Consider the following 26380-nt stretch of genomic DNA (forward strand, 5'->3'; position numbering starts at 1 on the left):
CGGCGGTCAAGTACCGATCACGCCGCCATCGTCCTTGGTGATGGCCACCACCGCGGAACGTGGCTTGAATGCGGAGAGGGACCCGCTGGCCGTGGTCGGGCCATTGATACCGCTATCGGGCCAGGTCGAGTTCTCGGTGTAATGGGTCTGCCAGTCCTCGCCCGGGTGCTGGATGCCGATGAACAGGGTCTTGCCGTCGGGGGTATGGGTAACGCCGGTGACTTCGCAGTTCTTCGGCGCGGTGAGAAACCGGCGGGTTTCGCCGGTGTAGGGGTCGGCGCACAGCATGATGTTTCCGCCGATGTTGGCCCAGTCGCCGGTTGCATTGCCAATCTGGTCGGTCTGGATCCACAGGCGGCCATCCTGGTCGAACCAGAGGCCATCCGGGGCGCCATAGTCGTCACCGATAATATTGCCCTGGTGGTGAGGCTGAGGGTCGAGCTTGTCGCCGCATTCGACGAAGATATCCCATTCGAAATCCGTGGCGTCGACCTTGCCCATGCTTTCGCGCCAACGGATGATGTGCCCGTAGCGGTTGTCCGGTCTCGGATTCGCGGCGTCCACCGGCGGCCGGGCGCTGCCGGCGCCGGTGGTGCCGTCCGGGTTGTTGCTGGAGGGTGGGTTGCTGCCGCGGCGGTTGTTGTTGGTGAGGGTCATGTAGACCTCGCGCGTGACGGGGTGCGAGGCTATCCATTCCGGACGGTCCATGATGGTGGCACCCAGGCGATCGGCGGCCTGGCGGGTCTTGATCAGTACTTCGGCCTGGTCGGCAAAGCCGTTTTCCGGCACCAGACCATTCTGACCCCACGTAAGCGGCAACCAGATGCCGCTGCCGCCGGCGTCGAACCTGGCGACAAACAGGGTGCCGGAGTCCAGCAGATCGCGGTTGGCGGCGCGATTCCTGGGGTTGTACTTATTGGCGCAGACAAACTTGTAGAGATACTCGTTGCGCTCGTCGTCACCCATGTATATGGCGACTGTGTTGTCCGCACCCACCACGCTCCAGGCGTTTTCGTGCTTGATGCGCCCCAGCGCGGTGCGTTTGATGGGGGTGCTTTTCGGGTTCCAGGGGTCGATTTCCACTACCCAGCCGAAACGATGCGGCTCATTCGGGTTGAGGTCGGCGCGGAAGCGCTGATCGGCTTCGTGCCAGCGGTAGCCGGAGCCTCCCTTGACCACGCCGTAGCGTGTCTGGCCGGCAAGAATTTGCTGTTTCTGTTGCGGGTCCGATACGCCGACCGCATCCCCGGTCTCATTGGAGAAATAGCCATTCCAGTTTTCTTCGCAGGTGAGGTAGGTGTCCCAGGGGGTATAGCCATTGGCGCAGTTATTCAGCGTGCCGAGAACGTTCGTGCCGCTGGGGTCGGCGGCGGTCTTCATCAGATTGTGGCCGGCTGCCGGGCCGCTGAGCTTGCAGGGAGAATTGCCAGTGATGCGCCGGTTGAAGGCGGAGGGGCGCTTGACTTCCCAGTTGCCGTCTTTTTTCCATACCTCGACCACGCTTATGCCATGCGCAGCCTGCTGGGCGCGCACCATGTCAAGGGTGATGGGGGCGGCCGCGTAGCCGGATGCGGGAGTGATATTATTGACCAGCGGAGGATCGACGTACTCATGGTTGGTGACCAGCAGTCCGCGGATATTGGCGATGCCGGCTGCGCCGGCGGCGGGGAAAGGGAACAGGTGCATGCCGTCGATATGGGCGCCGAAAGTATGCAACTGCGTCGCTTCGGTCATTGCGCCTGAGGGGTCCCAATGCGGCGCATTGGTGAGGGAATCGCCCCAGGCGGCCAGCACCCGGGCGGTGTAGCCGGCGGGCACCGTGACCCTGTCATCCCCCGCCGAAAGATATAGATTGGCGGGCACCGAGCTGAAGCCGATGCCGTTCAAAGGGGCGGGTGCCGCATGGGCATACTTGATCAGGCCATCGAATAGAGAACCGCCGAATGCGGCCACCGCCGTGATACCCAGGGAGCCTTGAAGGAAAGTCCGGCGGGATAGCTTGCGCGCTTCGATCAAATCATGGAGGGACGGGTTGCCGGATTCGTTACTGCTGGTACGGCAGGGATTTGTTTTTCCATCGGGGTGCAGGGCGCTGCTCATCATATCTCCTTGCGGGTGTCAGGGTACTCGGTTGGATTTTGAACTGAATGCACAGTTGTTCTGCATGAACTTATTTTCATATTCTCGTGTTACAAGTGTTGTATTGGCATACCGGTTAAACTTATTCGGATATGTCGCATCTGGATTGGCGCAGCTTTAATCCCGATGAAAGATTTCATCCGGCAGCCTGCCGGATTGCGGCATCCCCTCTTTCTTGACCTTTCCGGGTCGCGCTGGGCTCACACGGCTTACCGCCCCGCCCCGCGCAACGGCGCCACTTCGCGCCGTTGCGCCTCACTTCGTACCCTATAGGCCGCGGGATGCGGATTTACTTGAGATTCATGCAGTTTGCATAGTAAGTCACGGTGGCGGGCCAGTCGCTGAATATGCCGCGGATGCCGACATCCCTGGCCAGGACGTCCATGACTTTCATCATGTCGCCTTCACGCTTGATGGCGGAATCAAAAGTCTGATAGTAAAAACCGTTGTCGCCATCAGCCAGGACACCGGAACGCTCCAGGGTCCAGGTGATGATGTCGAGCCCAGCGGCCTTGGCCTGACGGGCGTATCCGGAGGCGACGATATTGCCGTTGCCATCGACATCCAGCAGCGCAAATATGGGCGGAGCGACGATATTGATGCCCTCGGCCTTGTATGCCGCCAGTTGCGCGGCATGGGGCAGTTCGGCAACGGTATTGGCGTCGTCAAGGTAAACAGCCTGTTTGCCGAACTGCGGTTCGTTGGCGATCCAGTAGCGCACATCGCGAATGTCGAAGGACTGGGCATACACATTCTGGGGCTTGACATCCGCCGCCTTGTATTCATCGATCATCTGCTGGGCATAGTGTGCCTGCGTATAGTCGCCGTCGCCGTCGCCGTCGCTGTCATAAGGCATCGTCACGCTGGCGCCCTTGAGTTCCGGCGTCATTTTTATGCCCAGTTTCTTGAATAGCTGGATACTCTCCTTGTGGGTAAGCAGGGTGCCGCTGGTGGGACCGGCATACAGGTCCGTGCGCCAGCCGGGTGTGCCGCCCAGATACTCCGCAACGCTCGTCGCGGCGGGGTTGAAGGCATCCATTTTGCCTTTGAGGCTCGTGAATTCCTCCACCGTGATGTCGCTGGTGCAACACTGCGCCGAAGCCTCCTGAATAACATTCCCGGCGGCATCAACCTGCGCCGGCGTGAAAGGCCCGGTGCATTTCGCAGCCAATGGCGTATCAAGAATGTTGGTGGTGGTGTGCAGGTCGCACTGCGAATGGCGGCAAACCAGCTCCTTGTCCTTGGTGAAGGTCACGTCGCACTCCACAATCCCTGCCCCCATGCGAGCGGCAGCCTCGTAAGATTCTTGCGTATGTTCCGGAAATTGCAAAGCGGCGCCACGGTGGCCAATAGAGAAACCGGTTTTACGGAATGGGCCAGCACCGCAGTGCCTGAGCCTGGTCTTGAGGGCGCTGTCCTTCATGTCATTGACGAGGAAGAAAGGACGCGGACCGAGCTGGATATTCATGCTCTCTGTCGATTCAGCATGGTGACCCTCGTCCCTGTCGTCCCCGTGCCGGCTCGCGGAAGAGGCGGTGGCGATCAGGGTCAACAAAGCAAAAGCCGCGAGTGCGGAAGTGGAATTTTTGGGAAACATGTCGTGGCTCCAGGGTAAATAAAAACTGTTGCAGTGGCGATCGGCGCAACCTCTCAACCAAGTTACCCGTTTTCTTTTTCATTTTGACGAGGATGTTATTAATCCGAACAGATCAAAGCAAAAAACTGCACCCCAAAAGCCCGCCCGTAAATAACAGGAAGCTCTGAACTATCCGGGCGGGAATCCCAGCGGCCGGTTTCACTATTTTATGTTACAAAACCCCATTGATACTGCAGGTTAAATCTGAGTCAAAAAGACTAGGCACGATTAGTCCTGTTCCTGCTCGCGATGGCCGTGGATATTGCTTCTTCGACCTTCAGCACGTTCGATCGCCCGTCAAATAGTTGTGATGCGTTCGGATCATAATCACTACTAATGTCTGTAATCTGGAACGCGCATAATCCTCGCTCATTTACATCCAGGTTGATAGACCCATGCGTGTCATTGCGTTCCTGCTTGCTTTTGCATTATGCACCGTTTCCTTATCCAGTCATGCCTGGTGGAATGACGAATGGACAGGCCGCAAGAAAATCACACTGACCAATCCGGCGGGGGAGGTAGCGGATGCGCCGGTACTGATCCGCCTGCATACGGGAAACTTCGATTTTTTTTCGGCCAATGATAATGGCAGCGACTTGCGCCTGATCGCCGGGGATGACAAGACTGAACTGAAATTCCATTTCGAGAAGTGGGATGTCGGGAATGAGTTGGCGCTGATATGGGTTAACGTGCCCAAACTGTTGCCGCAGACGGACATATACCTTTATTTCGGTAACGAGAACGCGACCTCCGCGGCAAATCCGAAGGCCACTTACGATGCAGCCAGCGTTGTCTACCATTTTGCGGAGCCGGCAGGAAATCCTCAGGACAGCGGCGTAAATGGCCTGCATGCAGTGCAGTCCTCCGCCCAGCGGGTGGCTGCTTCCTTTTCGAACGGCGGTGCCGGATTCAATGGGTCACAGAGCGTCACGCTTCCCGCCGTGACTGCGAGCAGTGGATTCAGCTTCGCGGTATGGATCAAGCCAGCCTCGCTGGACGGCGTCATCGTTCAATCCGAAGGTCTGCGCGTATCGCTGGAAGGCGGCATGGTCAAGGTGCAATCGGGGGCATCAAACCTGGTGTCCAGTACGGCGCTGAGCTTGGGCAAATGGCATCACCTTGGGTTAACGATATCGGATGCGTTGCGCGTGTATGTTGACGGCAAAGCGGCGGGCGAAGCGCCGGGTGCGGCATTGCCAGCGGGCGGCATAACCCTGGGCGCCGGGTTCCAGGGCGAGATGGACGAGGTGCAGGTGTCGGGCGCGGCGCGCAATGCGGCCTGGATTGCGGTGCAGGCCGCGCAGGGGCAGGACGGCAAACTGGTCACGCTGGGTGAGGATGAGGTGGGTGAAGGCGGCGGAGAAGCCTCGCACCTGGGCATCATCCTGAAATCATTGACAGTGGATGGGTGGGTTGCAATCGGCTTCCTGTCGATCATGCTGATGATCGCCATATGGGTGATGTATAGCAAGGCTGTTTACATTAACCGGGTGGATAAGTCCAATCACCGCTTTATGACCAAATTCCGTGAACTGTCGACCGATCTGGCGGTGATAGATAAAGCCAAGGGGCTGGGAAAAGAGTTCGAGCATTCGTCGCTGTACCGTATTTATCATATTGGCGCTCTCGAATTGGCGCATCGCTTCGATGATACCGATGCGACCCATATTGACAAGTCGCTGTCGCCGCAATCGCTCAATGCGATTCGCGCCAGCCTGGATGCCGGGCTGGTGGAAGAAATTCAGCGCATGAACAAATTCATGGTACTGCTCACCATCGCCATCTCCGGCGGGCCCTTCATCGGCCTGCTGGGCACGGTCATGGGGGTGATGATCACGTTCGCGGCGATTGCGGCCGCCGGTGATGTCAATGTCAACGCCATCGCGCCCGGCATCGCGGCGGCCCTGGCGGCGACAGTGGCCGGGATGGGAGTGGCGATCCCCTCGCTGTTTGGCTATAACTACCTGGCTTCCCGCATCAAGGCCATCGTATCAAGAATGCATATTTTCGTTGATGAGTTTATTACCAAGCTCGCCGAGAATTACAGCCGCTGACAGGAAATGGCATGAAGGTTCAGGAAGACAACGAGCTTTACGATGAGATCAATGTGGTGCCCATGCTGGATCTCGCCTACGTGTTGCTGGTGATTTTCATCATCATGACGACAGCATCGGTGCAGGGCATAAAAGTCAACTTGCCCAAGGCCAGTAATGCCCCCAGCCTGGCTAAACCACAAACGAAAGCAATTACGATCAATGAAAGCGGGCAAATCTTTCTGGATGCTTATCCCGTGACGCTGGACGAGCTTCGAACCCGCCTGGGTCAATTGAAAGCGGCCAATCCCGAACTGCCGGTCGTGGTCAAGGGGGACACGGTGGTGCAGTACGGCAAGGTAATGGATGTGCTTGAATTACTGGGTCAATTGGATATCACGCAGTTGGGCTTGGTGACCCAGCGTCTGGTGAAATAATGCCATGGAAGATCCTGTGGAAGAACAAAGGCCCGCCATTTGGAGGCGCTGGGCAGGTATTGCAGGTTGTGGAGTTGTCCTGGTCGGGTCGGGACTGTGGTTGAAACATTTTCTGGACGACGATACCCCGCAAAGGAAGCCGTCGCTGCAGCAGATCACCTTGATCAAACCGCCGCCACCGCCACCGCCGCCACCGGAAAAACCGCCAGAACCGGTGGTGAAGGAAGAAATAAAGCTAGCCGAGCCTGAGCCCGAGCCGATGGATCAGGCCGATGAACCGCCGCCGGGGCCGGATCTGGGGATTGATGCCGAAGGAACCGGAAGTGGTGACGGATTCGGACTCGTGGGGAAGAAAGGCGGGGCCGATCTTATCGGCGGCTCCAGGGGGAATCCCTGGGCCTGGTATGACGCCATAGTGAATGACGCGGTGAATTCAGCTTTTCAGGATGCGCTGGGGCGTGAGAACGCGCTCAAGGACAAGACTTACAGGGTGGTTGTGAAAGTTTGGATTGGTGCCGATGGCAAGATATCGCGAATAGTGGCGGTCGACAAGACAGGCGACTTGAAAGTCGATGAATTGATCCAGGATGTACTGCGGAACCTGCGGGCCTTGCGCGAGAATCCACCCGCCGACATGCCGCAGCCGTTGAAGATACGCGTGACCTCACGTGCCTGATTGTATAAGAAGAATAATAATGAATATCCGTTTGATACTTACCCTTGCTGCCATGACAGCAATATTTGCGGGCGGTGCGCACGCAAAGACCGATGAGCATGAGAGAGTCGAAGTTTTGTATGAGACTACACTGAACCTGATTCAGCTACTGGTTGCGCAAGGTGTGATCAAGCAGGAAGTGGCGGACGAAATGATTAAAAAGGCGGAGCTGAAGGCCAAGGCTTCACGGCGGCAAGCGCAGGAAAAGGCCGCGCAGCCGGAAGCAGGCGAGACAAAAAAAGGCGAGGTGCGAGTCCCTTACATACCCGAACATGTGAAGAAGGAAATTCGCGATCAATTGCGCCAGGAAGTGGTGGGTCAGGCCAAGCAGGAGCGCTGGGGCGATGTGAATGCCATTCCCGAGTGGACCAGCCGCTTTACGATGGAAGGGGATATGCGGCTGCGCGAACAAGCCGATTTTTACGCCGACACCAACGCTCCCGCGGCTAATTTCCGGGCGAACGGCCAGAATATCGACAATACTACCGAGGACAGCTACCATCGGGAGCGGATGCGCATGCGCCTCGGCATCAACGCCAACGTCACCCGCGGAGTGGACCTTGGGTTGCGCTTGACCACCGGTAACGTCAACGATCCAGTGCTTACCGGGAATGTGCTGGGTCCCCCGCCGATATCCATAGGATCACCGACCTCCACCCTGCAGACATTTGGAACCTTTAACAGCAAATTCGCTCTGGTGCTGGATCAGGCTTATCTCAGACTTACACCCTTTAACTGGCTTACTGTCAGTGGCGGGCGTTTTCCCAATCCCTTCTTCGTGGGCACTGTCGGGAATATCTACACGGGGACGCTCAGGAGCGGGCCACATACCGTACCTACGGCCGGGGTCGTGCACACCGATCTGTTATGGGATGTTGATTTGAACTTTGAAGGACTGGCGATCAACCTCCACCCCTGGTTGAAAGAAGAAGGCAGGACAGTAAAGCCATTCCTCAATGCCGGGATATTTCCATTGCAGCAAATCAATCAGAGCGAGACCGTCAAGGCCAAGGACAAATGGTTCTTCGGGGCGCAGGCCGGATTGGAGTGGGCGCCCGAGAATACCGATACCAAGTTCAGGGTGGGGGCTGCCTATTATGACTATCGCAATATTGCCGGTGTCCGCAACCCGAACTTTGGCGACACTCTATTCAATCAGACCGCCACACTTTTCCGGCAAAAAGGCAACAGTCTTTTCAACATCGACAATGATGGGGATCCCACCACAAATCTATGGGCTTTGGCGGCGGATTACCGGATCGCCAACGTGACCATGGTGGCCGACTACTCCAAATTCAAGCCCATCCATGTTATCGCCACCATGGACTACGCGCGCAACGTGGGCTACGACGAGCATAAAATTTTCGCTCGCAGCGGTCAGAACATCAAGCCGCAAATCGATGCTTATCAGTTCCGCCTGACTGTGGGTTATCCGGTAATCACGGAGCGGCACCAGTGGCAAGTTTTTGGGTTTTATCGCCGCTCCGAGCGGGATTCGATGCTGGATGCCTTCACTGATTCCAACTATCTGCTTGGCGGCACCAACCACAAAGGCTACACGCTCCATGCCCTGTATGGCGTGGCGCATAACACTTGGCTTGGTCTGCGCTACAACTCATACGATCAAGTCAGCGGCTTGCCCTTATCCATCGATTCGGTCAATCTGGACTTGAATGCCCGCTTCTGACTCTCAGAGCGGGAACTGGGGCCGCGAGTTTCCGGCCGGCAAGAAAAGCGCGGGATCGCGAAAAATATGTACCAGGTATCGGGGCAGCGGATTCACACGAATGAGCGATCAATTCCCGGATATTCAGGTTCAATGCACGTACCGCTTTCCGCGGGAGGCATCAATTGGATGAAAAGACCCTCGCTGACGACCGCAAGATTTTCATATGAATAACCCCAAGAAAATGATTTCACGATTGCTGTGTCACGGAATCGCCGCCATATTTCTGGCGAGCGCCTTGTCCTCCGGCTCCCTGGCCGCGAGTGCCGCCGGCAACAAGGATCAAAAAAAAGAACGGCAGGCATTACGTCGCATGCAGCAGCAACTGGACGAGGTGCAGCAGCAGAAATCGGCGCTGGATCAGGAAAAAACAGTGCTGGAAGAAACGCTGAAAAAAACCAACAACGAAACGGAATCCCACAAACGATCCGCGGCGAGCGCCGCAGCCAAGACGTCCCGGCTGGAGAGGGATATCGAAGCGGCGAACAAGGAAGCCACCGAATTGCGCACCCGGCTTGATGAAGCGGGCAAACATAATGAAGAATTGTCCGGTCAGCGTAAACAATTGGAGCAGGATCTGAAGAATACGGCAGCCGCCCTGGCAAAACAGAACGAGCAAACGAAGCTTTGCGAAACGCATAACGGCGAGCTTTATCGGATAGGCCGGGAACTCGCTGATTGGTATACTAGTAAAGGCGCCATGAACGCCATATTGGAGGCGGAGCCCTTTACGGCGGTGAAGCGTGTCGAGATGGAGAATCTGCTTGAAACCTATCGGGACAAGATCGAGGGTCAGCGCCTCGAACGTTCCGTCAATTAAGGATGTTCGGGGAATTCCGCATTTTTCCCACAGACTTGCCGGGGCTTGAGGTCTCCTCCCCCATGCCTTCATCTCTATCGGTCCGTGCGCTCAGATGCAGGATCATGAGATATTTATAATCTCCTTTTCGAGCGGGTTATTATTTTAATTCCCCGAATTTCCTGATATACGCTGCTGCGGTATTGGCAGCCCGCCTTCATTTCCCTTGCTCACCCGATGTCCAGAAGAGATAATGAAGGTTTTCCGCGCTATCCACAATCGCAAATGCCGGGCGTAAAGCCTGGCGGATAATAGCTGGATTTCATCGTTTACTCGAAACAAATCCATATATGCTGCTGATGATCGATAATTACGATTCCTTTACCTACAACCTGGTGCAATATTTTGGCGAACTGGGCGAGGATGTGTTGGTGTTTCGCAACGATGAAATCACGCCTGATGAAGTTGCCCGGCTGAAGCCTGCGCGTATTGTCATTTCGCCCGGCCCTTGTACGCCCAGTAAGGCGGGGGTATCGATACCGCTGATTGAGCTCTACCATAGCCAGGTTCCCATATTGGGCGTCTGCCTCGGCCACCAGAGCATAGGCCAGGCTTTTGGCGGCAAGATCGTTCATGCCAGGAAACTCATGCATGGCAAAACTTCACCCATTTTCCACAAAGGTACAGGCATGTTTCGAGACCTGCCAAGTCCGTTTACGGCCACGCGTTATCATTCCCTTGTGATTGAACGTGAGAGTCTTCCGGATTGCCTGGAAATCACCGCCTGGACGGAGGATGGTGAAATCATGGGCGTGCGCCATAAGACTCTGGCAGTCGAAGGCCTGCAATTTCACCCGGAATCCATTCTGACCGAGCATGGACACAAATTGCTGAAAAATTTTCTGAATCAGTGAAAGCCATGCTCTCGCGCCGCGCTGTGCGTCTCAAAAACCATACAGTCCACGCCATCCAGCCACCGGATTCAGGATCATGAACCCGCAGGAGGCACTGGCGCGCATCATCGAGCATCGCGAAATCTTTCATGACGAGATGCTCTCGCTTATGCGTCAGATCATGCGTGGAGAGCTGTCGCCGGCGCTCATTGCTGCCATTATCACCGGACTGCGGGTAAAGAAAGAAACCGTCGGAGAAATTACCGCCGCAGCACAGGTGATGCGCGAGTTTGCCACCCGGGTAGAGGTGGCGGATCATCTGCATCTGGTGGATACGTGCGGGACTGGCGGGGATTCCGCACATACGTTCAATATTTCCACCACCGCCGCCTTTGTCGCGGCGGCGGCGGGAGCCCGCGTCGCCAAGCACGGCGGACGCTCGGTATCCAGCAAGTCGGGAAGCGCGGATGTGCTGGAAGCCTTGGGTGTCAATCTGGATCAGACACCCGGGCAAATAGCGGAAGATATCAGGGAAATCGGTCTCGGTTTCATGTTCGCCCCCAATTTTCACAGCGCGATGAAGCATGCCGCGCCGGTGCGGCGCGATCTGGGGGTGCGCACATTGTTCAATATCCTGGGACCATTGACCAATCCCGCCGGAGCGAAAAATCAGGTATTGGGTGTATTTCATCCCGATCTTGTCGGTATTCTCGCCCGGGTGTTGCAACGCCTGGGCAGTGAGCACGTGATGGTGGTCCATGGCGGGACCGGGCAAGGCGGACTGGACGAAATCACCATAGCGGGTGAAACCCGGATTGGCGAGCTCAGGCGCGGCAAGGTGCATGAATACATTATCAAGCCGGAGGATTTCGGTTTGAAAACGGCCGCGCTCGGAACGATACAGGCGCAAGACAGCGCACAGTCCAGAGAGATGCTGATAGCAGTGCTGGATAATCAGCCAGGCCCCGCGCTTGATATCGTGCTGCTCAACGCGGGGGCGGCGATTTATGTGGCGGGCGTGGCGGAATCGCTTGCGGAGGGTTTGGAAAAAGCACGCGCCGCGATAGAAACCGGCGCGGCCAGGGCGAAATTGCGGGAACTGGTAAATTTCTCGAATCGGAATAGCGTCGTGCCAGGTTAATCAATGCCCAATATCCTGCAAGAAATTCTAGCCGTCAAAGTACAGGAAATCGCTGCGGCAAGGGCGGCCAAGCCGTTCTCCACGATGCGTCAGGAAGCGAAAGCCGCTCCACCGCCTCGTGATTTCACGGGAGCGATCCGCGATAGGATTGCCGCCGGCCTGCCCGCGGTCATTGCGGAAATCAAGAAAGCCAGCCCTAGCCGGGGCGTGCTGCGTGAGCGCTTCGATCCCGCCGCGATTGCGGCCAGTTATGCGGCGCATGGCGCGGCCTGCCTGTCGGTGTTGACCGACAGGCAATTTTTTGCCGGCAGCGGGGGATACCTCGAGCAGGCACGGGATTCCTGCGATCTACCGGTGCTGCGCAAGGATTTCATGCTGGACGAATACCAGGTGATCGAAGCCCGCGTCCTGGGAGCGGACTGTATCCTGATCATTGTCGCAGTGTTTTGCATGCCTTCGCCTTTAACCGGAGAACGCCTGCCAGAAAACGAAGCTGTTGCGAGAATGCGCAAACTTGAGTCGCTTGCCCAGGAACTGGGCATGGCGGTATTGATTGAAGTCCACGACGGTGCAGAGCTGGAGCTTGCGCTGCAATTGTGCTCTCCCCTGATTGGCATCAACAACCGCAACCTGCGCACTTTCGAAACGCGGCTGGATACCACGCTGCAACTGCTCGACCATATCCCGCCGGCACGTATCGTAATTACTGAAAGCGGGATTCTCGCCCCGGCCGATGTGAAGCTGATGCGCGATCATCAGGTCGACGCTTTCCTGGTGGGTGAGGCGTTCATGCGCGCCGATGATCCGGGAGTTGAGCTGGAACGATTGTTTGGGCAAGGTTTATAACCATCGAAATCCGCTATTTCCTTTCTCGAATGTATGCGTTGTGAATCAATAATCAATTTTGTTGCAAAAAAGCAACACAAGTTTCTTCCGTATTCCGAAAGTTTCTTGATTTCCTTGCTACGCGTTGTTGCTTTAGGCACAATCTCTCTCAACCTTCTCACTTTGAGAGGTCCAAGTAGCGGGACGCACTTTACCGAAAATAGGGTCGGTGAGATGGCCCCACCGTTTCAACTTTAAAGGAGATTTTCCACATGAAAAAGAAACTGATTGCACTGGCCGTCGCCGGGGCACTCGCAGCCCCGGTGGTTGCATCCGCTCAGGGGACGAATGTCACGATATTTGGCCGGGTGCAAGCTGAATATAGCCTGGTCGATTTTTCCGGCACGCCTAGCCAGGGATCGTTGCAGGACAATTCCCGCTCGTCACGTTGGGGTCTGCATATCACCGAAGATCTGGGCAATGGGCTTAAGGCCAATGCCCGTTTGGAACAGGGCTTGAATGCCGGTTCCGGTTCGGCTACCACCCCGCGTGAGCAATGGGTGGGTCTTTCCAGCAATCAATGGGGCGATATCAAATTCGGCCGTGTTCAATCTCCGTTCAAGGACTTCGCGGGCGGTATGACGATTGATCCGTTTGCCTACACCACACTGCAAGCCGGCGGCTCTGGCGGGACCATGTCCGCAGGCGCCAATGGTCTGGGTTCTGGTGCAAATACCTTCGTCAACAGCGCCATCCGTTATGATTCCGCTAACATAGAAGGTTTCTCCTTCTCGGGATTGTTGATGCCCGGCGATGCAAATACCCTTAACCCCCTCCAGACGGGTAGCATCACATCCGGCTTCCTTCCCGGTGGTCTGGGCAGCAATGGCAACACCGGTGGTAGAAATGGTGAATTCGATGGTCAGGCTGCTGCCAAGTACCATGTAGATTACATGGGCATGGGCTTCGACATATTCGGTGGCTATTCCAGAGATAACGCCAACCAGACACAAAAAGCGATAGGATTGAAAACCGAAGAGGTATGGCGTGTGGGTGCTTCCTGGGCCTTCGAGAACTTCAAGCTTAGCGGCCAATATGAAGATATCAACAACGCTATTGGTTCCGCAACCTGCAGCACCGCTGCTTCCCTGACGGCAAATCCGCTTGATGCTGCCGGAGCCGGTTCAGGACAATGTAATTCCGCCATGAACGCCGGCGCCGACGGCAATATCTGGTTTGCGGGTGCCCAATACAAATGGGGCAATACCACCCTGGTGGCCCAAGGTGGTATGACCAAAGCGCATGCGGGTGGCATCAATTCAGCGGCGGCACGCAAAGCTGACAGCTTTACGGTAGGTGCGATCCACAATCTGAGCAAGCGTACCAGCATTTTCGGTGGCTATCAGCACGTATATGTGACCAATCCTAATGCCGCAACAGCAAATGATATCGGTGGCATGGTTGCTCCCAGCTATGCAACCGGAAGTCGTGCCACCTACACGATTGGTGTCCGTCACAACTTTTAATTGAATTAGGTCGGTGGAAATGGGGCGCTTCGGCGCCCCATTTTTTTGGCCGGGGTTGTGATGAAGGATACTTTGTACGAGAGTACGGACCGAGGTATGAGCAAGGCCCGCGTATTAACCCTGAAATGGCTGTGTGTTTAGTTTATAAGCCATACGTGCTAATATACTGGCGCAATAAAACATCGCCAGGAAGAAGCAAAAAGAGAGATGACACAGGCCGCCAGCGCAGCGTAGGAAATCCTTCTGAGTTTTGGAATAAAAAATTATTTCTGTGCGGCTATCAGTCAGTTTATTGAAGTTTTTTGGAGGATTTACTCATGGGAGTTCCTTTACGTCAACAGATAGCTGTCGGTAGTTATCTGCTCAAGCAAAAGCTGAAGGGAGTAAAAAAATATCCTTTGGTATTGATGCTGGAGCCTTTATTCCGCTGCAACCTGGCCTGTGCGGGCTGCGGCAAGATCGATTACCCGGAAGATGTCCTTGACCAGCGCCTTTCATTTGAACAATGCATGCAGGCCGTTGATGAGTGCGGCGCGCCGATGGTATCAATTCCGGGCGGTGAACCACTGATACACAAAGAGATGCCACAAATTATCGCGGGTATCATTGCCCGGAAGAAGTATGTTTATCTTTGCACGAATGCGCTTTTGTTGAAAAAAAGGATTGATGACTATACGCCGTCTCCTTATCTGACTTTTTCCATCCATCTCGACGGCATGAAAGAGAGGCATGATGCCTCGGTTTGTCAGGATGGAGTTTTCGACCGGGCGGTTGAAGCAATCAAATTGTGCGTGGCAAGAGGATTTAGAGTCACCGTGAACTGTACCCTGTTTCAGGGTGAAACGCCGCAGGATGTTGCCGAATTTCTGGATTACGCCATGGAGTTAGGTATCGAGGGCGCAACCATCGCACCGGGGTTCAGCTATGAGCGTGCGCCGAAGCAGGATATCTTTATCAAGGGGCAGGATACCAAGAAACTGTTCCGGGGAATTTTTGAAATCGGCAAGAAACGCAACTGGAAATTGAACCATTCCAAGCTTTATCTTGATTTTCTGGCCGGCAACCAGGATTACGCGTGCACCCCATGGGGCAATCCGACGCGCAATATATTCGGCTGGCAAAAACCCTGTTATTTATTGCCCGATGAAGGATATGCGTCCAGCTTCCAGGAGTTGCTGGATGACACCCCCTGGGAGAAATACGGTAACAGCAGCAATCCCAAGTGCGCGCAATGCATGGCTCACTGCGGTTACGAAGCAACGGCCGTCGAAGATACATTGCAGCATCCGCTGAAGGCGTTGCTCGCCTCGCTGAAAGGTCCGAGAACGACCGGTCCAATGGTGGCCGAGCCTACACCTAAATGGGTCACCGAAGAACTGAAAGCTCGCAAAACAATTGGCGGAATTCCTGTCAGGGTGGAGCGATAAAGACGATAAGGCCAGCGTGCTGGCACGGAGCATTGACGTGGGTTCGATGGTGCGCCGGAGCGCCATCAAATTTACGGGTTACTGCGGGCGCACAGTTTCGGCAGGGAATTTCCCTGGGCAATCGAAACTGCCCAGGCTTAAAACAAGTAGCATATTGCCGGCATCAGCCAGTCCGGGACAGCGATAACGCGGCGGTGCCTGTCACTGGTTTATTATGCTGCTGGCCATGGCATGGACTTCAGTGCTTCGTTACAGCGCGGTTGGTACATCTGCGGTAAAGGAGTCAATATGAAAGTCCTGCGTTCAATCAAGTCCGTATTGCAATTCCAGATAATAATAGTGGCGGCGATGCTGGTGGTTACACCCGTATCCTGGGCCGAGGCGATGGATTCCAATAGTCCGGAACAGGTCGTAAGCCATTTGCACGAGTCGCTGATCAAGGCAATGCGCGAAGGCGCAAAACTCGGCTATCAAGGCCGCCTCGAACTTCTGACTCCCGTCATCAATCAGACTCATGATCTCGATTTTATCGCACGTACCACTTTGGGACCGAACTGGACCCAGCTGAATCCCGCTCAGCAGCAAACTTTCACGGATATTTTCCGGAAGCTCAGCATTGGCACCTATGCGGGATGGTTTAAAAGTCACGATGGTGAGCATTTCGAAATTCTGGAGCGGCAGGTTATGCCGCGAGATCAGATAATGGTGCGCAGCAGGCTCGTTCCATTGAAGGGCGAACCTGTGCGTTTCGACTATATACTTCGTCAGGGGAAGGATGGGTGGCGCATCGTCAATATCCTGGCCGACGGTGTCAGTGACCTTGCGCTCAAGCGTGTAGAGTACCGTGCCATCCTTCAACGCGATGGTTTCCAGACGCTCATTGACATGCTCAGGAAAAAGATTGCCCTGACTGAAGAAGAATAAAAAAAATCACGCAACACCAAGGGCCAATCGCTCCAAATTCTTCCTGAAGGATGACTATTCCCGCCAAAGCTTCTCACAGCCGCATCTACGATATTTTCGCGCGCTGGGCCACCATCTCCTATCGTTACGGCGCCTGGATTCTTCTGGGAGCGTTGCTGACCGCTGTGGCATGCAGCGTCTATGTTTCGCGTAACCTCGGCATGAATACCGATACTACCGACATGCTCTCCGAGCATCTGCCGTTTCGCGTCAACATGAAGCACTACAACAAAACCTTCCCGCAAGACATGGAAACCCTGTTGGTGGTGCTGGATGCGCCTACTCCCGAGCAGGCCTATATGGCGGCAGATCGTCTCGTGGCACGTTTAAGAGAAGACACCAGGAATTTTCACGATGTTTATCCGCCAAACGTGAATGATTTCTTCGCGCGCAATGGCTTGCTCTACCAAAGTCTCGCGGAACTGGAACAGATCACTGACAGTCTGGCCGCGGCACAGCCGCTGATAGCGCATATTGCCGGAGATCCCACCTTGCCCGCCTTTGTCTCCGTGCTTACCCGCGCGGTGGACGAATTGCGCAAGGGGCGCAGCATGGAGCTTCAACCCGTGCTAAGCGGGCTGAGTGCAACTTTGGACGCGCGGCTTGCGGGTTCGCCCAGGGTGCTGTCATGGCAATCCCTGTTCCATGGCGGGCCCCAGAAAAGAAAATACCAGGAACTGATCATTGTAAAACCGAGATTGGATTACACCCTGATGTTCCCGGCCGAAGAATCCCTTGCGGCGTTGCATGCAGCGGCAAAAGATACCGGGGTGACAGAAGATGGACCGGTAAAGTTGCGCATTACCGGCGAGGTCGCGTTGGCCGAAGAGGAACTCAACAGCTCGCTTCGCGGGATGGAATATGCCGGGATGATTACATTTATCCTGGTGGCGGTGGTTCTCTATTTCGCGATGCGTACTACTGGACTGATACTCAACGTATTGCTCTGTCTGACAATGGGTCTGATTCTCACCGCGGCTTTCGCCACTGCCGTAGTGGGTCACCTGAACTTGATCTCCATTGCTTTCGCAGTGTTGTATATTGGTTTGGGGGCGGATTTCGCGATCCACTTTCTGCTGCGGTATCGGGAGGTTCTGGAAAACGGTCTTCCACCGACAGAGGCCACTCATATATCCGGCGGGGATGCCGGCGCCGCGTTGACTGCGTGTACCATCACCAACGCCATTGGGTTCTACGCATTTATGCCCACCGACTACAGCGGTGTAGCGGAATTGGGGATCATCTCCGGTACCGGCATGATCATCAGTCTGCTCGTCACTCTTACCTTGGGTCCTGCCTTGCTGCGTTATCAGTCGAAACGGCCACCAAAATCTTCCGTTACAAAGGGTTCCGTCGGCAAGGTGCTCGAATTGTCCTTGAAATGGCACAAATTGACCTATGCCGCTACGGCCGTCGCAGCCGTGGCCGCGATTGCCCTATTGCCTCAGGTAAGATTTGACTACAATTTGTTGAACATGCAGGACCAAACCGGGGATGCGGTGCGGACTTTCCGGGAGCTTCTTGCGGATGCCGACCATTCCCCATGGCACGCGGTTGTACTGGCTAGCGATCACAAGGAAACGGAACGCCTCGCGAAGCGGTTGGCTGGACTTCCTGAAGTGAACAAGGTGGTCACCATTCTCGATTTTGTGCCGGCGCAGCAGGAGGAAAAAATCCAGCTTATCGAGGAAATGGCGCTTACGGTGGGACCAATTTCGATTTCCAGCAAGGCGCAGACTGGCGGAGAAGACACCTCGCCGCGGCAGCGAAAAGCGCTTGACGAACTCGCCGCCGCATTAGATCGATTCATGGCCGAGCAGCCTGAGCATCCAGCGTCCGGAGCCATACGGATCCTCAAAGCGTCCCTGACTTCGCTGTTTATTCGACTCGATGCAGCCAATGCAGATGAAAAACGCAAACTGCTGCATGCTGTTGAGGAAGATTTGCTTACAACGCTGCCCGCTGCTTTGCGGAGTCTCCGTATGGCCACGGAAGCCGCTCCATTTAAAGAGCAGGATTTGCCCATATCGCTGGGTGCGCGCTGGCATAGCCAGTCAGGAGAATACCGGCTGGCAGTTTACCCCGCGGAAGATCTCAACGACAATGACGCATTGCGGCGTTTTGTGCGGGCGGTCCAGGCAGTGGCGCCAAACGCAACCGGGGCGCCCATGGTGAGTCTTGAGGCAGGCGAGGCGGTTGTGCAGGCATTTATGCAGGCGTTCTTGCTGGCGCTGCTGGGGATTATCGTCGCACTATTGGTAATATTGCGCAGTGTGAAATACATGTTGTTGGTGCTGACTCCGCTTTTGTTGTCCAGCTTGTTCACTGCCGCATTTACTATCTTGTTGGATGTCCCATTCAATTTCGCCAATATCATTGCCTTGCCATTGTTGCTGGGTCTTGGTATCGATAGCAGTTTGCACATGGTGCACCGAAGTCTGAACAACGAAATGGTGAGCGAAGTTTTGATTCACACCAGTACTGCGCGCGCCATCTTTTATAGCGCGCTGACCGCCCTGGTGGATTTCGCGAGTCTTATGCTGTCGTCGCACCAGGGAACGGCCAGTATCGGAATAATGCTGACTGTAGGACTGACTTTTACCCTGGTCTGCACGCTTGTTATACTGCCAGCGATACTGCGCACTCCCGTTGGGAGTACGAATTCCAGTTCGCGGCGAGAATAAACTGGAAACATTTCTGCCATTGTGCAGGAGCCTCTTCGGTAAACTCGCATCCAGCTATTAGAAAGTTATGCCCTAATTTGACAAATATTGTTTATACTTCGCACCTTGAAATATTATTGCCATAATCGCAATATCAGAGTCCCGGGAGATTAACGATTAACCAGGTTGATTTACGCCTTATCTGATTATGACGCATACACCGGCAACGATTCTATTGTTAGTATGTGCGGTACTGTTTACCGGTTGCGCCACCACGCGTCCGAACGATACGGGCCTGGATTCGATCGATCCCAACGAGAAAACCAATCGCAAGTTTTATGACTTCACCGATATGGTCGATCGGAACGTGATGGCGCCGGTTGCCGATGTTTACATCAAATATGTTCCCAATCCCATGCAACGTTCCATCGGAAATTTCTATGACAATCTTGCATACCCGAACGTTATTCTGAACGCTTTTTTGCAGGGCAAGGTTCGTCAGGGATTCCAGGACAGTCTGCGTTTCGTTGTGAATTCGACCATAGGCCTGGGAGGACTTTTTGATATGGCGGCACCCATGGGTTTGATACAGCACGACGAAGACTTTGGGCAGACGCTTGGCGTGTGGGGGGTTGATGCAGGATCTTATCTGTTTGTTCCCCTGATAGGGCCTAGTAGCTATCGGGATGCGCCGGGTATTCCCGTAAGCGTTGTCAGCAATCTTTTATTTTATGCGGGCACCGTTGCCAGTACCGCCATTATAGGACCCGTCACCGTTCTGGGTATTATCGACAAACGGGCGAGATTAACCGGTCCCATGCGCGTTCGCGATCAGGCGGCGCTCGATCCCTATCTATTCGTGCGCGAAGGATTTTTGCAGCAGCGTAAACATCTGATTTATGACGGTGATCCGCCGCCGGAGGTTTATGATGATCCAGACGACGATTCCATGCAAAATAAATCGGCGGCCAAGCCATTACACTGAAAATCAATTTCAAGCGCGTATAATAATCGACTTGTTTAAGCTGGCGTTTGTTGTTTGCTGCGTTTGACAGGTTTTGGAATGATGATTGCCAGATGCTGGAAGATCATGGTTCCTCCGCAACGGAAACCAGATCATGAAAATCCGCTCCTTGCATCGTCAGGGGTTGCCATCGGGAATGGATGATGGATACATAAAATGGATTCACGTAGTACGGTAATATAGGTAAAAACGAATGAAAAGATTGGAGCGTACCGCCAGATTATCTTCGCAAGACAGGTTCTTGAGTTCAACGGCGCTGAAAGATGGGTTGACCGCGGCGCGCGAAGCGATGCTTTCCCTGCAAAAAGAGGACGGTCACTGGTGTTTTCCGTTGGAGGCGGACTGTACGATTCCGGCGGAGTATGTGCTGATGATGCATTTCATGGATGATGTGGATAGAGACCTCGAAGTCAGGCTCGCTCGATTCATCCGTGAAAAACAGGATCCTGTGCATGGAGGCTGGCCGCTATACTACGGTGGCGATTTCGATCAAAGCTGTTCAGTCAAGGCCTACTACGCCCTGAAGCTCGTGGGTGATTCGCCCGATGCGCCGCACATGATACGCGCGCGTGCAGCTATTCTGGAACATGGCGGCGCCGCGCGGGCCAACGTATTCACGCGGATAATGCTCGCCATGTATGGTCAGATTCCCTGGCGTGGTGTTCCGTTCGTACCGGTCGAGATCATATTGCTGCCTCGCTGGTTTCCGTTTCATCTAAGCAAAATCGCATACTGGTCGCGCACCGTGACGATTCCGCTATCCATACTTTGCAGCTTGAAAGCGCAGGCTGCGAATCCGCGCGATATCCATATTCACGAGCTGTTCACAGTGGATCCAGAAAACGAGCGGGGTTATTTTTCGGTCCGCACGCGATTGAATCGGTTATTTTTGCTGATTGAGCGCATCGCCTCGCCTTTCGAGCCATTCATTCCACCTTTTCTGCGTCGCATCGCATTAAAGCGTGCGGAGCACTGGATAGTGGAGCGGCTTAACGGTGAGTGCGGACTGGGAGCGATCTTTCCGGCGATGGTAAATGCCAGCGAAGCGCTGGCATTGCTGGGCTATCCCTATGAGCATCCGTATCGAGAGCAATGCCGCAGGGCACTCAGGGGACTGCTGGTGGATGAAGGCGAACGCGTATGGTGTCAGCCATGCACATCGCCGGTATGGGATACCGTGTTGACGAGTCTTGCATTACAGGAGGGTATGGGTATAGACGAGAAGCCCATCCGCAAGGCTCTCGACTGGCTGATTCCCAATCAGATACTCGACGCACCCGCCGACTGGCAGGAAGAGCATCCCGGCCTGAGCGGCGGTGGATGGGCTTTTCAGTACGCCAACCCTCATTACCCGGATCTGGATGACACCGCTGCGGTTGGATGGGCATTGCATCAGGCGGATCCGCAAGCTTATCGCGAAAGCATCGTACGCGCGGCGGACTGGCTCGCGGGCATGCAGTCCAGCAACGGTGGTTTTGCGGCTTTCGACAGCGACAATACCTATTACTACCTGAACGAAATTCCGTTTGCCGACCATGGTGCCCTGCTTGATCCCCCCACCAGCGACGTCACTGCCCGCTGTACAGGTTTTCTGGCGCTACACGGTGACTCCCGGCATAAGGATGCGGTGGAACGGGGGTTGGCCTACCTGTTCCGCGAGCAGGAGCCCAGCGGAGCTTGGTTCGGGCGCTGGGGGAGCAATTATATATACGGTACTTGGTCGGTACTGGAAGCTTTCCGGTTGGCGCGTGTGGATTCTGGACACCTTGCTGTTCGCCGCGCGGTACAGTGGTTAAAATCCGTGCAACGCGATGATGGAGGCTGGGGTGAGGGCAACGATTCGTACTCGGAACCCCAAAAAGCGGGATATTTCGAGACGAGTACATCTTTCCAGACGGCTTGGGCGCTGCTCGGTCTGATGGCAGCAGGTGAGGGACAAAGCCATGAAGTATCACGTGGCATAGCCTACCTGTTGCATGAGCAGGATAGCGATGGCCTGTGGCATGAACCCTGGTTTACCGCCCCGGGCTTCCCGCGAGTTTTCTATCTTAAATATCATGGGTACACGAGTTATTTTCCGTTGTGGGCTTTGGCTAGATTTCAGGCGCTGACCCGGAAACCTCCTGCGTGAAGGGAGTGGGTATCGTCACCGCAATGCGGGTGGAGGCTCGGTGCGTTACTTCACTCCACTTGCCGTTTAACAAAAGAATCAGCCTGGGAGAAAGCGCGGCGATATGGCTCTGCGGTATAGGCGCGGAGGCGGCTCGCGAAGCGGCGGACGGCCTGAGAGCAGGCGGGGCTACTGCCCTCATGAGTTTCGGGCTTGCCGGCGCATTGGATTCCAGTCTGCGGCCGGGCGATCTGGTGTTGCCAGAGTCGATTTATGGCGGACGCTTATTGCCCATTGATTTGGGCTGGCGTGCTCGCCTGCGGCAGCGACTTCCCGCCCGCTTGAGGGTGGCGGGTGGCATGCTGGCGGCGAGTACGCAGATGCTGACTTCAGCAACCGCAAAGCGTGAATTGGCACAGGCTACTGGAGCTTGTGCAGTGGATATGGAAAGCGGCGCAGTGGCGGAGGCCGCCGCGCATGCCGGGTTGCCATTCCTGACGGTGCGCGCAATCTCGGACCCGGTGGAGTTTTCACCCCCTTCGATTCTGCTTGGCGCGATACGCCGCGACGGAAGTCCCGACTTGGCGCGCCTGCTGCCGTTATTGCTGCGGCGATCCGTGACGCTCGGCACGTTACTTCGTCTCGGGGTGGATTCCCGTGCTGCGTGCTCCACGTTAGCCACAGTGGTACGCTACGCAGACAGAGAAATGGGGCTCGCCTCGACGCGTTCCGCTCTTGAAACGGATTAGCGTGGAGAAAAATATGGAAATCCTGGGCGAATTCCTGCCACGCAAGTGGATTGCATCATTTATGGTAAAAAATATTTCATCATGGAAAATCAATGGGTGCCGCTTATTCAAATCACATCAGCAATAAAATAAAGTCATCAAATTGCTTGAGAATTCACGCTGTTAAAGAGTAAAATACCGGCCTTTCGTATCAGGCATTTAATGGAGAGTACGCATGCCAATCACAACCGATCAAAAAGCACAAGTGGTGCGCGAGTATCAGCGTGCCGTTGGAGATACGGGTTCTCCCGAAGTGCAAGTGGCGTTATTGACCACTCGTATCAATGATCTGGCAAATCATTTCAAGGCGCACGTCAAGGATCATCACTCCCGTCGCGGGTTATTGCGTATGGTCAGCCGCCGCCGCAAGTTGCTCGATTACCTCAAGCGCAGCAGCACTGATAGTTATCGTACGTTGATCGAGCGTCTCGGCTTGCGGAAATAGATTATCGATCCCTGATACGGGGAACTGCGGAGCACATGAAAACTCTTGTCCTTGCGATAGACGATAGGACGCATTTCATGCTGGAACGGATTAATCGCAGCAGGCGGGAACGATTTTTTCAAAAAAAGGGTAGTTAATTGAAATCAATCAAGAAAAGTATTACCTATGGGCGTCATCAACTAACGCTGGAGACCGGGGAGATAGCAAGACAAGCGCACGGGGCGGTGATGGTTACCATGGACGACACCGTGGTGCTGGTGACTGCGGTGGGCGCAAAAAATGCCAAGCAGGGTCAAGATTTTTTTCCGTTGACGGTGGATTACCAGGAAAGAAGCTATGCCGCGGGTAGAATACCCGGCAGTTTCTTTAAGCGTGAAGGCCGTCCTTCCGAAAAAGAAATTCTTACTTCCCGCCTTATTGATCGTCCCATCCGTCCCCTGTTTCCAGAACGTTTTTACAATGAAGTACAGATCGTGGCCACCGTCCTATCATCCGATAACGAGGTGGACGCGGATATACCCGCGCTGGTAGGCGCCTCGGCTGCGCTTGTGCTTTCCGGCATCCCCTTCGATGGTCCTATTGGCGCCGCGCGAGTCGGTTATATCAACGGGGAGTATGTCCTGAATCCCACCACGACCGAACTGAAGCAAACCCAGTTGAATCTGGTGGTAGCGGGTACGCAACAAGCTGTGCTGATGGTGGAATCTGAAGCATTGGAATTATCCGAAGACATCATGCTGGGGGCGGTCATGTACGGTCATCAGCAAATGCAGGCGGTAATCAGCGCCATCAATGAATTGGCCGACGAGGCAGGTGTTACCGCATGGGACTGGATACCTGCGGAAACGGATACCGCGCTGACCGATAAAATTGCGGAGCTGGCGGAAAAGGATTTGCGCGGTGCATTCCAATTGAAGCAGAAACAGGCAAGATCCGAGGCCATAGATAACATCTGGAGAAAAGTTTTTGCTGAAGTCGGAGTCGACACAGAAGATGGGCCGGATGGGCAGGCTGTAAAGGAGGCTTGCTTTGCTCTCGAATCAAAAATAGTGCGTTCCCAGATTCTCGATGGCGAGCCTCGCATAGATGGGCGAGATACGCGTACCGTTCGTCCCATTACGATCCGCAATGGTTTGTTACCCCGCACTCATGGCTCCGCCTTGTTTACTCGCGGAGAAACCCAAGCGCTGGTGATTGCAACCTTGGGCACAGGGCGGGACGAACAAAAAATCGATGCCTTGCAGGGAGATTATTCCGAGCGTTTCATGCTTCACTACAATATGCCGCCCTATGCAACGGGCGAAACGGGTCGTGTAGGCACGCCCAAGCGCCGCGAAATCGGGCATGGACGGCTGGCCAAAAGAGCCTTGGTTGCGGTACTGCCTTCTGCCGAGGAGTTTGGGTATTCGCTAAGGGTCGTATCGGAGATTACCGAGTCGAATGGTTCGAGTTCCATGGCGTCGGTCTGCGGTGGCTGTCTTGCGTTAATGGATGCTGGCGTGCCATTGAAAGCGCATGTGGCGGGTATTGCCATGGGGCTCATTAAAGAGGGCAACCGCTTTGCGGTGCTGACCGATATTCTCGGGGATGAAGATCACTTGGGTGATATGGACTTCAAAGTGGCGGGTACCGAGAAAGGTATCACCGCCCTGCAGATGGATATCAAGATTCAGGGTATCACCAAGGATATTCTGCTTGCCGCGCTGATACAGGCCAAGGAAGGACGCATCCACATTCTTCAAATTATGAAGCAGGCGCTGCCTTCAACGCGCGAAGATATTTCCGAACATGCGCCGCGTATCATTAAAATTAAAATCAATCCCGAAAAAATCCGTGATGTAATTGGCAAAGGTGGTGCGGTAATCCGTGCACTGACTGAAGAAACCGGAACTACCATCGATATCGCTGACGATGGCACCGTTATGATAGCCTGTATTAACGCCGAAGGCGGCGAGGTGGCAAAAAAACGTATTGAAGACATCACCGCCGAGGTGGAAGTGGGCAGAATATACGACGGGACCGTATTGAAACTTCTGGATTTCGGCGCGATTGTTAGCGTTCTTCCAGGCAAGGATGGTTTGTTGCATATCTCGCAAATTGCCAACGAGCGTGTCAATAGTGTCGCCGATCATCTCAAGGAAGGTCAAGCGGTGCGGGTCAAGGTCCTGGAGGCCGACGACAAGGGACGGCTACGTCTTAGCATGAAGGCAGTCGCCATGGAGGGTGCTGATAGCACTGCTTCATAAGCTCCTTTTTACGACTAGTCATAAAAAAAGCCTCTATCAGATAGAGGCTTTTTTTTCATGGAAAAGATAATTTGTGACAACAGGCAGATAATACAAACCTGTGGAAAACACCATCAATTTTATTTGGCTACTTGTTTTTCCCTTATCTCATCGAGAGTCTTGCAGTCGATGCAGAGAGTAGCAGTGGGGCGGGCTTCAAGGCGCTTCAGGCCAATTTCAATCCCGCAACTATCGCAATAACCATAATCGCCAGCGTCTATTTTGGCAATGGTCTCATCAATTTTCTTGATCAACTTGCGTTCGCGGTCACGATTGCGTAATTCCAGCGCCATATCCGACTCCTGACTGGCCCGATCGTTAGGGTCGGCAAAAATAGTCGCTTCATCCTGCATGGTATGCACCGTGCGATCTATATCCTGTCCTAATTCGGTTTTAATACCTTCCAGTATGTTGCGAAAATGCATAAGCTGCCTGGAACTCATGTAGCTTTCCCCCTTCTTCGGCTTGTAAGGAGTAGCTGGTTTACGCAGTTCTTGCGGCATTTTTAATATCCCTTTTATATTTCTGGTGACGTATAGAGGTACCATTACAGAAAATATTATACAGCAATACGTTTGCTATACGTCCTCCACGACACGGGGCAAAAATCAATTCCAACCCATACAAGAGAGTTTGTAGATAACCCGGGTCAGTCAGTTTGCATGAAACCCACCCTGCACGACAGCACGAATTTTTGCAGAATTCCAATTGCTTGAATACCCCTGAAAGAAAATAAATGCCCCATTTCTCCAAATCGTCCACAATAATGACTAACATTACGAATGTACTTCTCACGATTATCGGC

Annotated in this window: 20 protein-coding genes; 17 read left to right on the forward strand and 3 right to left on the reverse strand. The window is 54.5% G+C overall.

The window, feature by feature from the left end; all coding sequences use genetic code 11:
* Positions 1–6: 6 nt before the first annotated feature.
* Positions 7–2100: a PhoX family protein gene (locus tag EBAPG3_RS03520; RefSeq protein WP_004181080.1), complete on the reverse strand. Its 2094-nt coding sequence runs from the start codon at positions 2098–2100 to the stop codon at positions 7–9.
* A gap of 328 nt (positions 2101–2428) precedes the next feature.
* A complete protein-coding gene (locus tag EBAPG3_RS03525) occupies positions 2429–3736 on the reverse strand; it encodes a glycerophosphodiester phosphodiesterase family protein (RefSeq protein ID WP_004181085.1) in 1308 nt (435 codons plus the stop codon).
* A 434-nt stretch (positions 3737–4170) separates the two neighbouring features.
* Between EBAPG3_RS03525 and EBAPG3_RS03530 the strand changes: the two genes are divergently transcribed.
* From EBAPG3_RS03530 to pnp, 17 genes are all read left to right on the forward strand, one after another.
* Positions 4171–5829, forward strand: a complete 1659-nt coding sequence (locus tag EBAPG3_RS03530) for a DUF2341 domain-containing protein (RefSeq protein WP_004181087.1) — start codon at positions 4171–4173, stop codon at positions 5827–5829.
* An 11-nt stretch (positions 5830–5840) separates the two neighbouring features.
* Entirely contained in the window at positions 5841–6245 is a 405-nt protein-coding gene (locus tag EBAPG3_RS03535; protein WP_004181090.1) for an ExbD/TolR family protein, read from the forward strand.
* A 100-nt stretch (positions 6246–6345) separates the two neighbouring features.
* Positions 6346–6921: a TonB C-terminal domain-containing protein gene (locus EBAPG3_RS03540; protein ID WP_227869263.1), complete on the forward strand. Its 576-nt coding sequence runs from the start codon at positions 6346–6348 to the stop codon at positions 6919–6921.
* 19 nt (positions 6922–6940) lie between these two features.
* Complete coding sequence (locus EBAPG3_RS03545; RefSeq protein WP_004181095.1) at positions 6941–8647, forward strand: putative porin; 1707 nt, start codon at positions 6941–6943, stop codon at positions 8645–8647.
* A 205-nt stretch (positions 8648–8852) separates the two neighbouring features.
* Positions 8853–9506, forward strand: a complete 654-nt coding sequence (locus tag EBAPG3_RS03550; protein WP_004181099.1) for a hypothetical protein — start codon at positions 8853–8855, stop codon at positions 9504–9506.
* A 329-nt stretch (positions 9507–9835) separates the two neighbouring features.
* A complete protein-coding gene (locus EBAPG3_RS03560; protein ID WP_004181105.1) occupies positions 9836–10399 on the forward strand; it encodes an anthranilate synthase component II in 564 nt (187 codons plus the stop codon).
* A gap of 76 nt (positions 10400–10475) precedes the next feature.
* A complete protein-coding gene (trpD, locus tag EBAPG3_RS03565; protein WP_004181107.1) occupies positions 10476–11519 on the forward strand; it encodes an anthranilate phosphoribosyltransferase in 1044 nt (347 codons plus the stop codon).
* 3 nt (positions 11520–11522) lie between these two features.
* Positions 11523–12365, forward strand: a complete 843-nt coding sequence (gene trpC, locus EBAPG3_RS03570) for an indole-3-glycerol phosphate synthase TrpC (protein ID WP_004181109.1) — start codon at positions 11523–11525, stop codon at positions 12363–12365.
* A gap of 251 nt (positions 12366–12616) precedes the next feature.
* On the forward strand, positions 12617–13870 hold the full coding sequence (locus EBAPG3_RS03575) for a porin (RefSeq protein ID WP_004181110.1): 1254 nt from the start codon (positions 12617–12619) through the stop codon (positions 13868–13870).
* A gap of 317 nt (positions 13871–14187) precedes the next feature.
* A complete protein-coding gene (gene hpnH, locus EBAPG3_RS03580) occupies positions 14188–15297 on the forward strand; it encodes an adenosyl-hopene transferase HpnH (protein WP_004181112.1) in 1110 nt (369 codons plus the stop codon).
* A gap of 288 nt (positions 15298–15585) precedes the next feature.
* Positions 15586–16221, forward strand: a complete 636-nt coding sequence (locus EBAPG3_RS03585; RefSeq protein ID WP_004181115.1) for an HpnM family protein — start codon at positions 15586–15588, stop codon at positions 16219–16221.
* Positions 16222–16271: 50 nt separating this feature from the next.
* Positions 16272–18944, forward strand: coding sequence for an MMPL family transporter (locus EBAPG3_RS03590; RefSeq protein WP_004181117.1), 2673 nt, complete (start codon positions 16272–16274; stop codon positions 18942–18944).
* A 187-nt stretch (positions 18945–19131) separates the two neighbouring features.
* Entirely contained in the window at positions 19132–19908 is a 777-nt protein-coding gene (locus EBAPG3_RS03595; RefSeq protein WP_004181119.1) for an MlaA family lipoprotein, read from the forward strand.
* Positions 19909–20140: 232 nt separating this feature from the next.
* Positions 20141–22078 carry a squalene--hopene cyclase gene (gene shc / locus EBAPG3_RS03600; RefSeq protein ID WP_004181121.1) on the forward strand — a complete coding sequence of 646 codons (1938 nt, stop codon included), beginning with the start codon at positions 20141–20143 and terminating at the stop codon, positions 22076–22078.
* Entirely contained in the window at positions 22075–22806 is a 732-nt protein-coding gene (locus tag EBAPG3_RS03605; RefSeq protein WP_004181122.1) for a phosphorylase family protein, read from the forward strand. Before shc ends, EBAPG3_RS03605 begins: the two co-directional genes overlap by 4 nt.
* A gap of 214 nt (positions 22807–23020) precedes the next feature.
* Positions 23021–23290: a 30S ribosomal protein S15 gene (gene rpsO / locus EBAPG3_RS03610; RefSeq protein WP_004181129.1), complete on the forward strand. Its 270-nt coding sequence runs from the start codon at positions 23021–23023 to the stop codon at positions 23288–23290.
* A 137-nt stretch (positions 23291–23427) separates the two neighbouring features.
* Positions 23428–25536, forward strand: a complete 2109-nt coding sequence (gene pnp / locus EBAPG3_RS03615; RefSeq protein WP_004181131.1) for a polyribonucleotide nucleotidyltransferase — start codon at positions 23428–23430, stop codon at positions 25534–25536.
* Positions 25537–25655: 119 nt separating this feature from the next.
* On the opposite strand, the gene dksA is transcribed toward pnp, so the two are convergent.
* Positions 25656–26078: an RNA polymerase-binding protein DksA gene (dksA, locus tag EBAPG3_RS03620; protein WP_004181133.1), complete on the reverse strand. Its 423-nt coding sequence runs from the start codon at positions 26076–26078 to the stop codon at positions 25656–25658.
* Positions 26079–26380: the final 302 nt, after the last annotated feature.

This window comes from Nitrosospira lacus (assembly GCF_000355765.4).
Taxonomy (GTDB): Bacteria; Pseudomonadota; Gammaproteobacteria; order Burkholderiales; family Nitrosomonadaceae; genus Nitrosospira; species Nitrosospira lacus.

What these genes read in the sequence shown, in the direction of transcription:
- shc (WP_004181121.1), top strand. Translation starts at nt 20,141, where the DNA reads ATGAAAAGATTGGAGCGTACCGCCAGATTATCTTCGCAAGACAGGTTC.
- trpC (WP_004181109.1), top strand. Translation starts at nt 11,523, where the DNA reads ATGCCCAATATCCTGCAAGAAATTCTAGCCGTCAAAGTACAGGAAATC.
- dksA (WP_004181133.1), bottom strand. Translation starts at nt 26,078, where the DNA reads ATGCCGCAAGAACTGCGTAAACCAGCTACTCCTTACAAGCCGAAGAAG.
- EBAPG3_RS03525 (WP_004181085.1), bottom strand. Translation starts at nt 3,736, where the DNA reads ATGTTTCCCAAAAATTCCACTTCCGCACTCGCGGCTTTTGCTTTGTTG.
- rpsO (WP_004181129.1), top strand. Translation starts at nt 23,021, where the DNA reads ATGCCAATCACAACCGATCAAAAAGCACAAGTGGTGCGCGAGTATCAG.
- EBAPG3_RS03520 (WP_004181080.1), bottom strand. Translation starts at nt 2,100, where the DNA reads ATGAGCAGCGCCCTGCACCCCGATGGAAAAACAAATCCCTGCCGTACC.
- EBAPG3_RS03585 (WP_004181115.1), top strand. Translation starts at nt 15,586, where the DNA reads ATGAAAGTCCTGCGTTCAATCAAGTCCGTATTGCAATTCCAGATAATA.
- EBAPG3_RS03575 (WP_004181110.1), top strand. Translation starts at nt 12,617, where the DNA reads ATGAAAAAGAAACTGATTGCACTGGCCGTCGCCGGGGCACTCGCAGCC.
- EBAPG3_RS03530 (WP_004181087.1), top strand. Translation starts at nt 4,171, where the DNA reads ATGCGTGTCATTGCGTTCCTGCTTGCTTTTGCATTATGCACCGTTTCC.
- EBAPG3_RS03590 (WP_004181117.1), top strand. Translation starts at nt 16,272, where the DNA reads ATGACTATTCCCGCCAAAGCTTCTCACAGCCGCATCTACGATATTTTC.
- trpD (WP_004181107.1), top strand. Translation starts at nt 10,476, where the DNA reads ATGAACCCGCAGGAGGCACTGGCGCGCATCATCGAGCATCGCGAAATC.
- EBAPG3_RS03545 (WP_004181095.1), top strand. Translation starts at nt 6,941, where the DNA reads ATGAATATCCGTTTGATACTTACCCTTGCTGCCATGACAGCAATATTT.
- EBAPG3_RS03595 (WP_004181119.1), top strand. Translation starts at nt 19,132, where the DNA reads ATGACGCATACACCGGCAACGATTCTATTGTTAGTATGTGCGGTACTG.
- EBAPG3_RS03550 (WP_004181099.1), top strand. Translation starts at nt 8,853, where the DNA reads ATGAATAACCCCAAGAAAATGATTTCACGATTGCTGTGTCACGGAATC.
- hpnH (WP_004181112.1), top strand. Translation starts at nt 14,188, where the DNA reads ATGGGAGTTCCTTTACGTCAACAGATAGCTGTCGGTAGTTATCTGCTC.
- EBAPG3_RS03535 (WP_004181090.1), top strand. Translation starts at nt 5,841, where the DNA reads ATGAAGGTTCAGGAAGACAACGAGCTTTACGATGAGATCAATGTGGTG.
- EBAPG3_RS03560 (WP_004181105.1), top strand. Translation starts at nt 9,836, where the DNA reads ATGCTGCTGATGATCGATAATTACGATTCCTTTACCTACAACCTGGTG.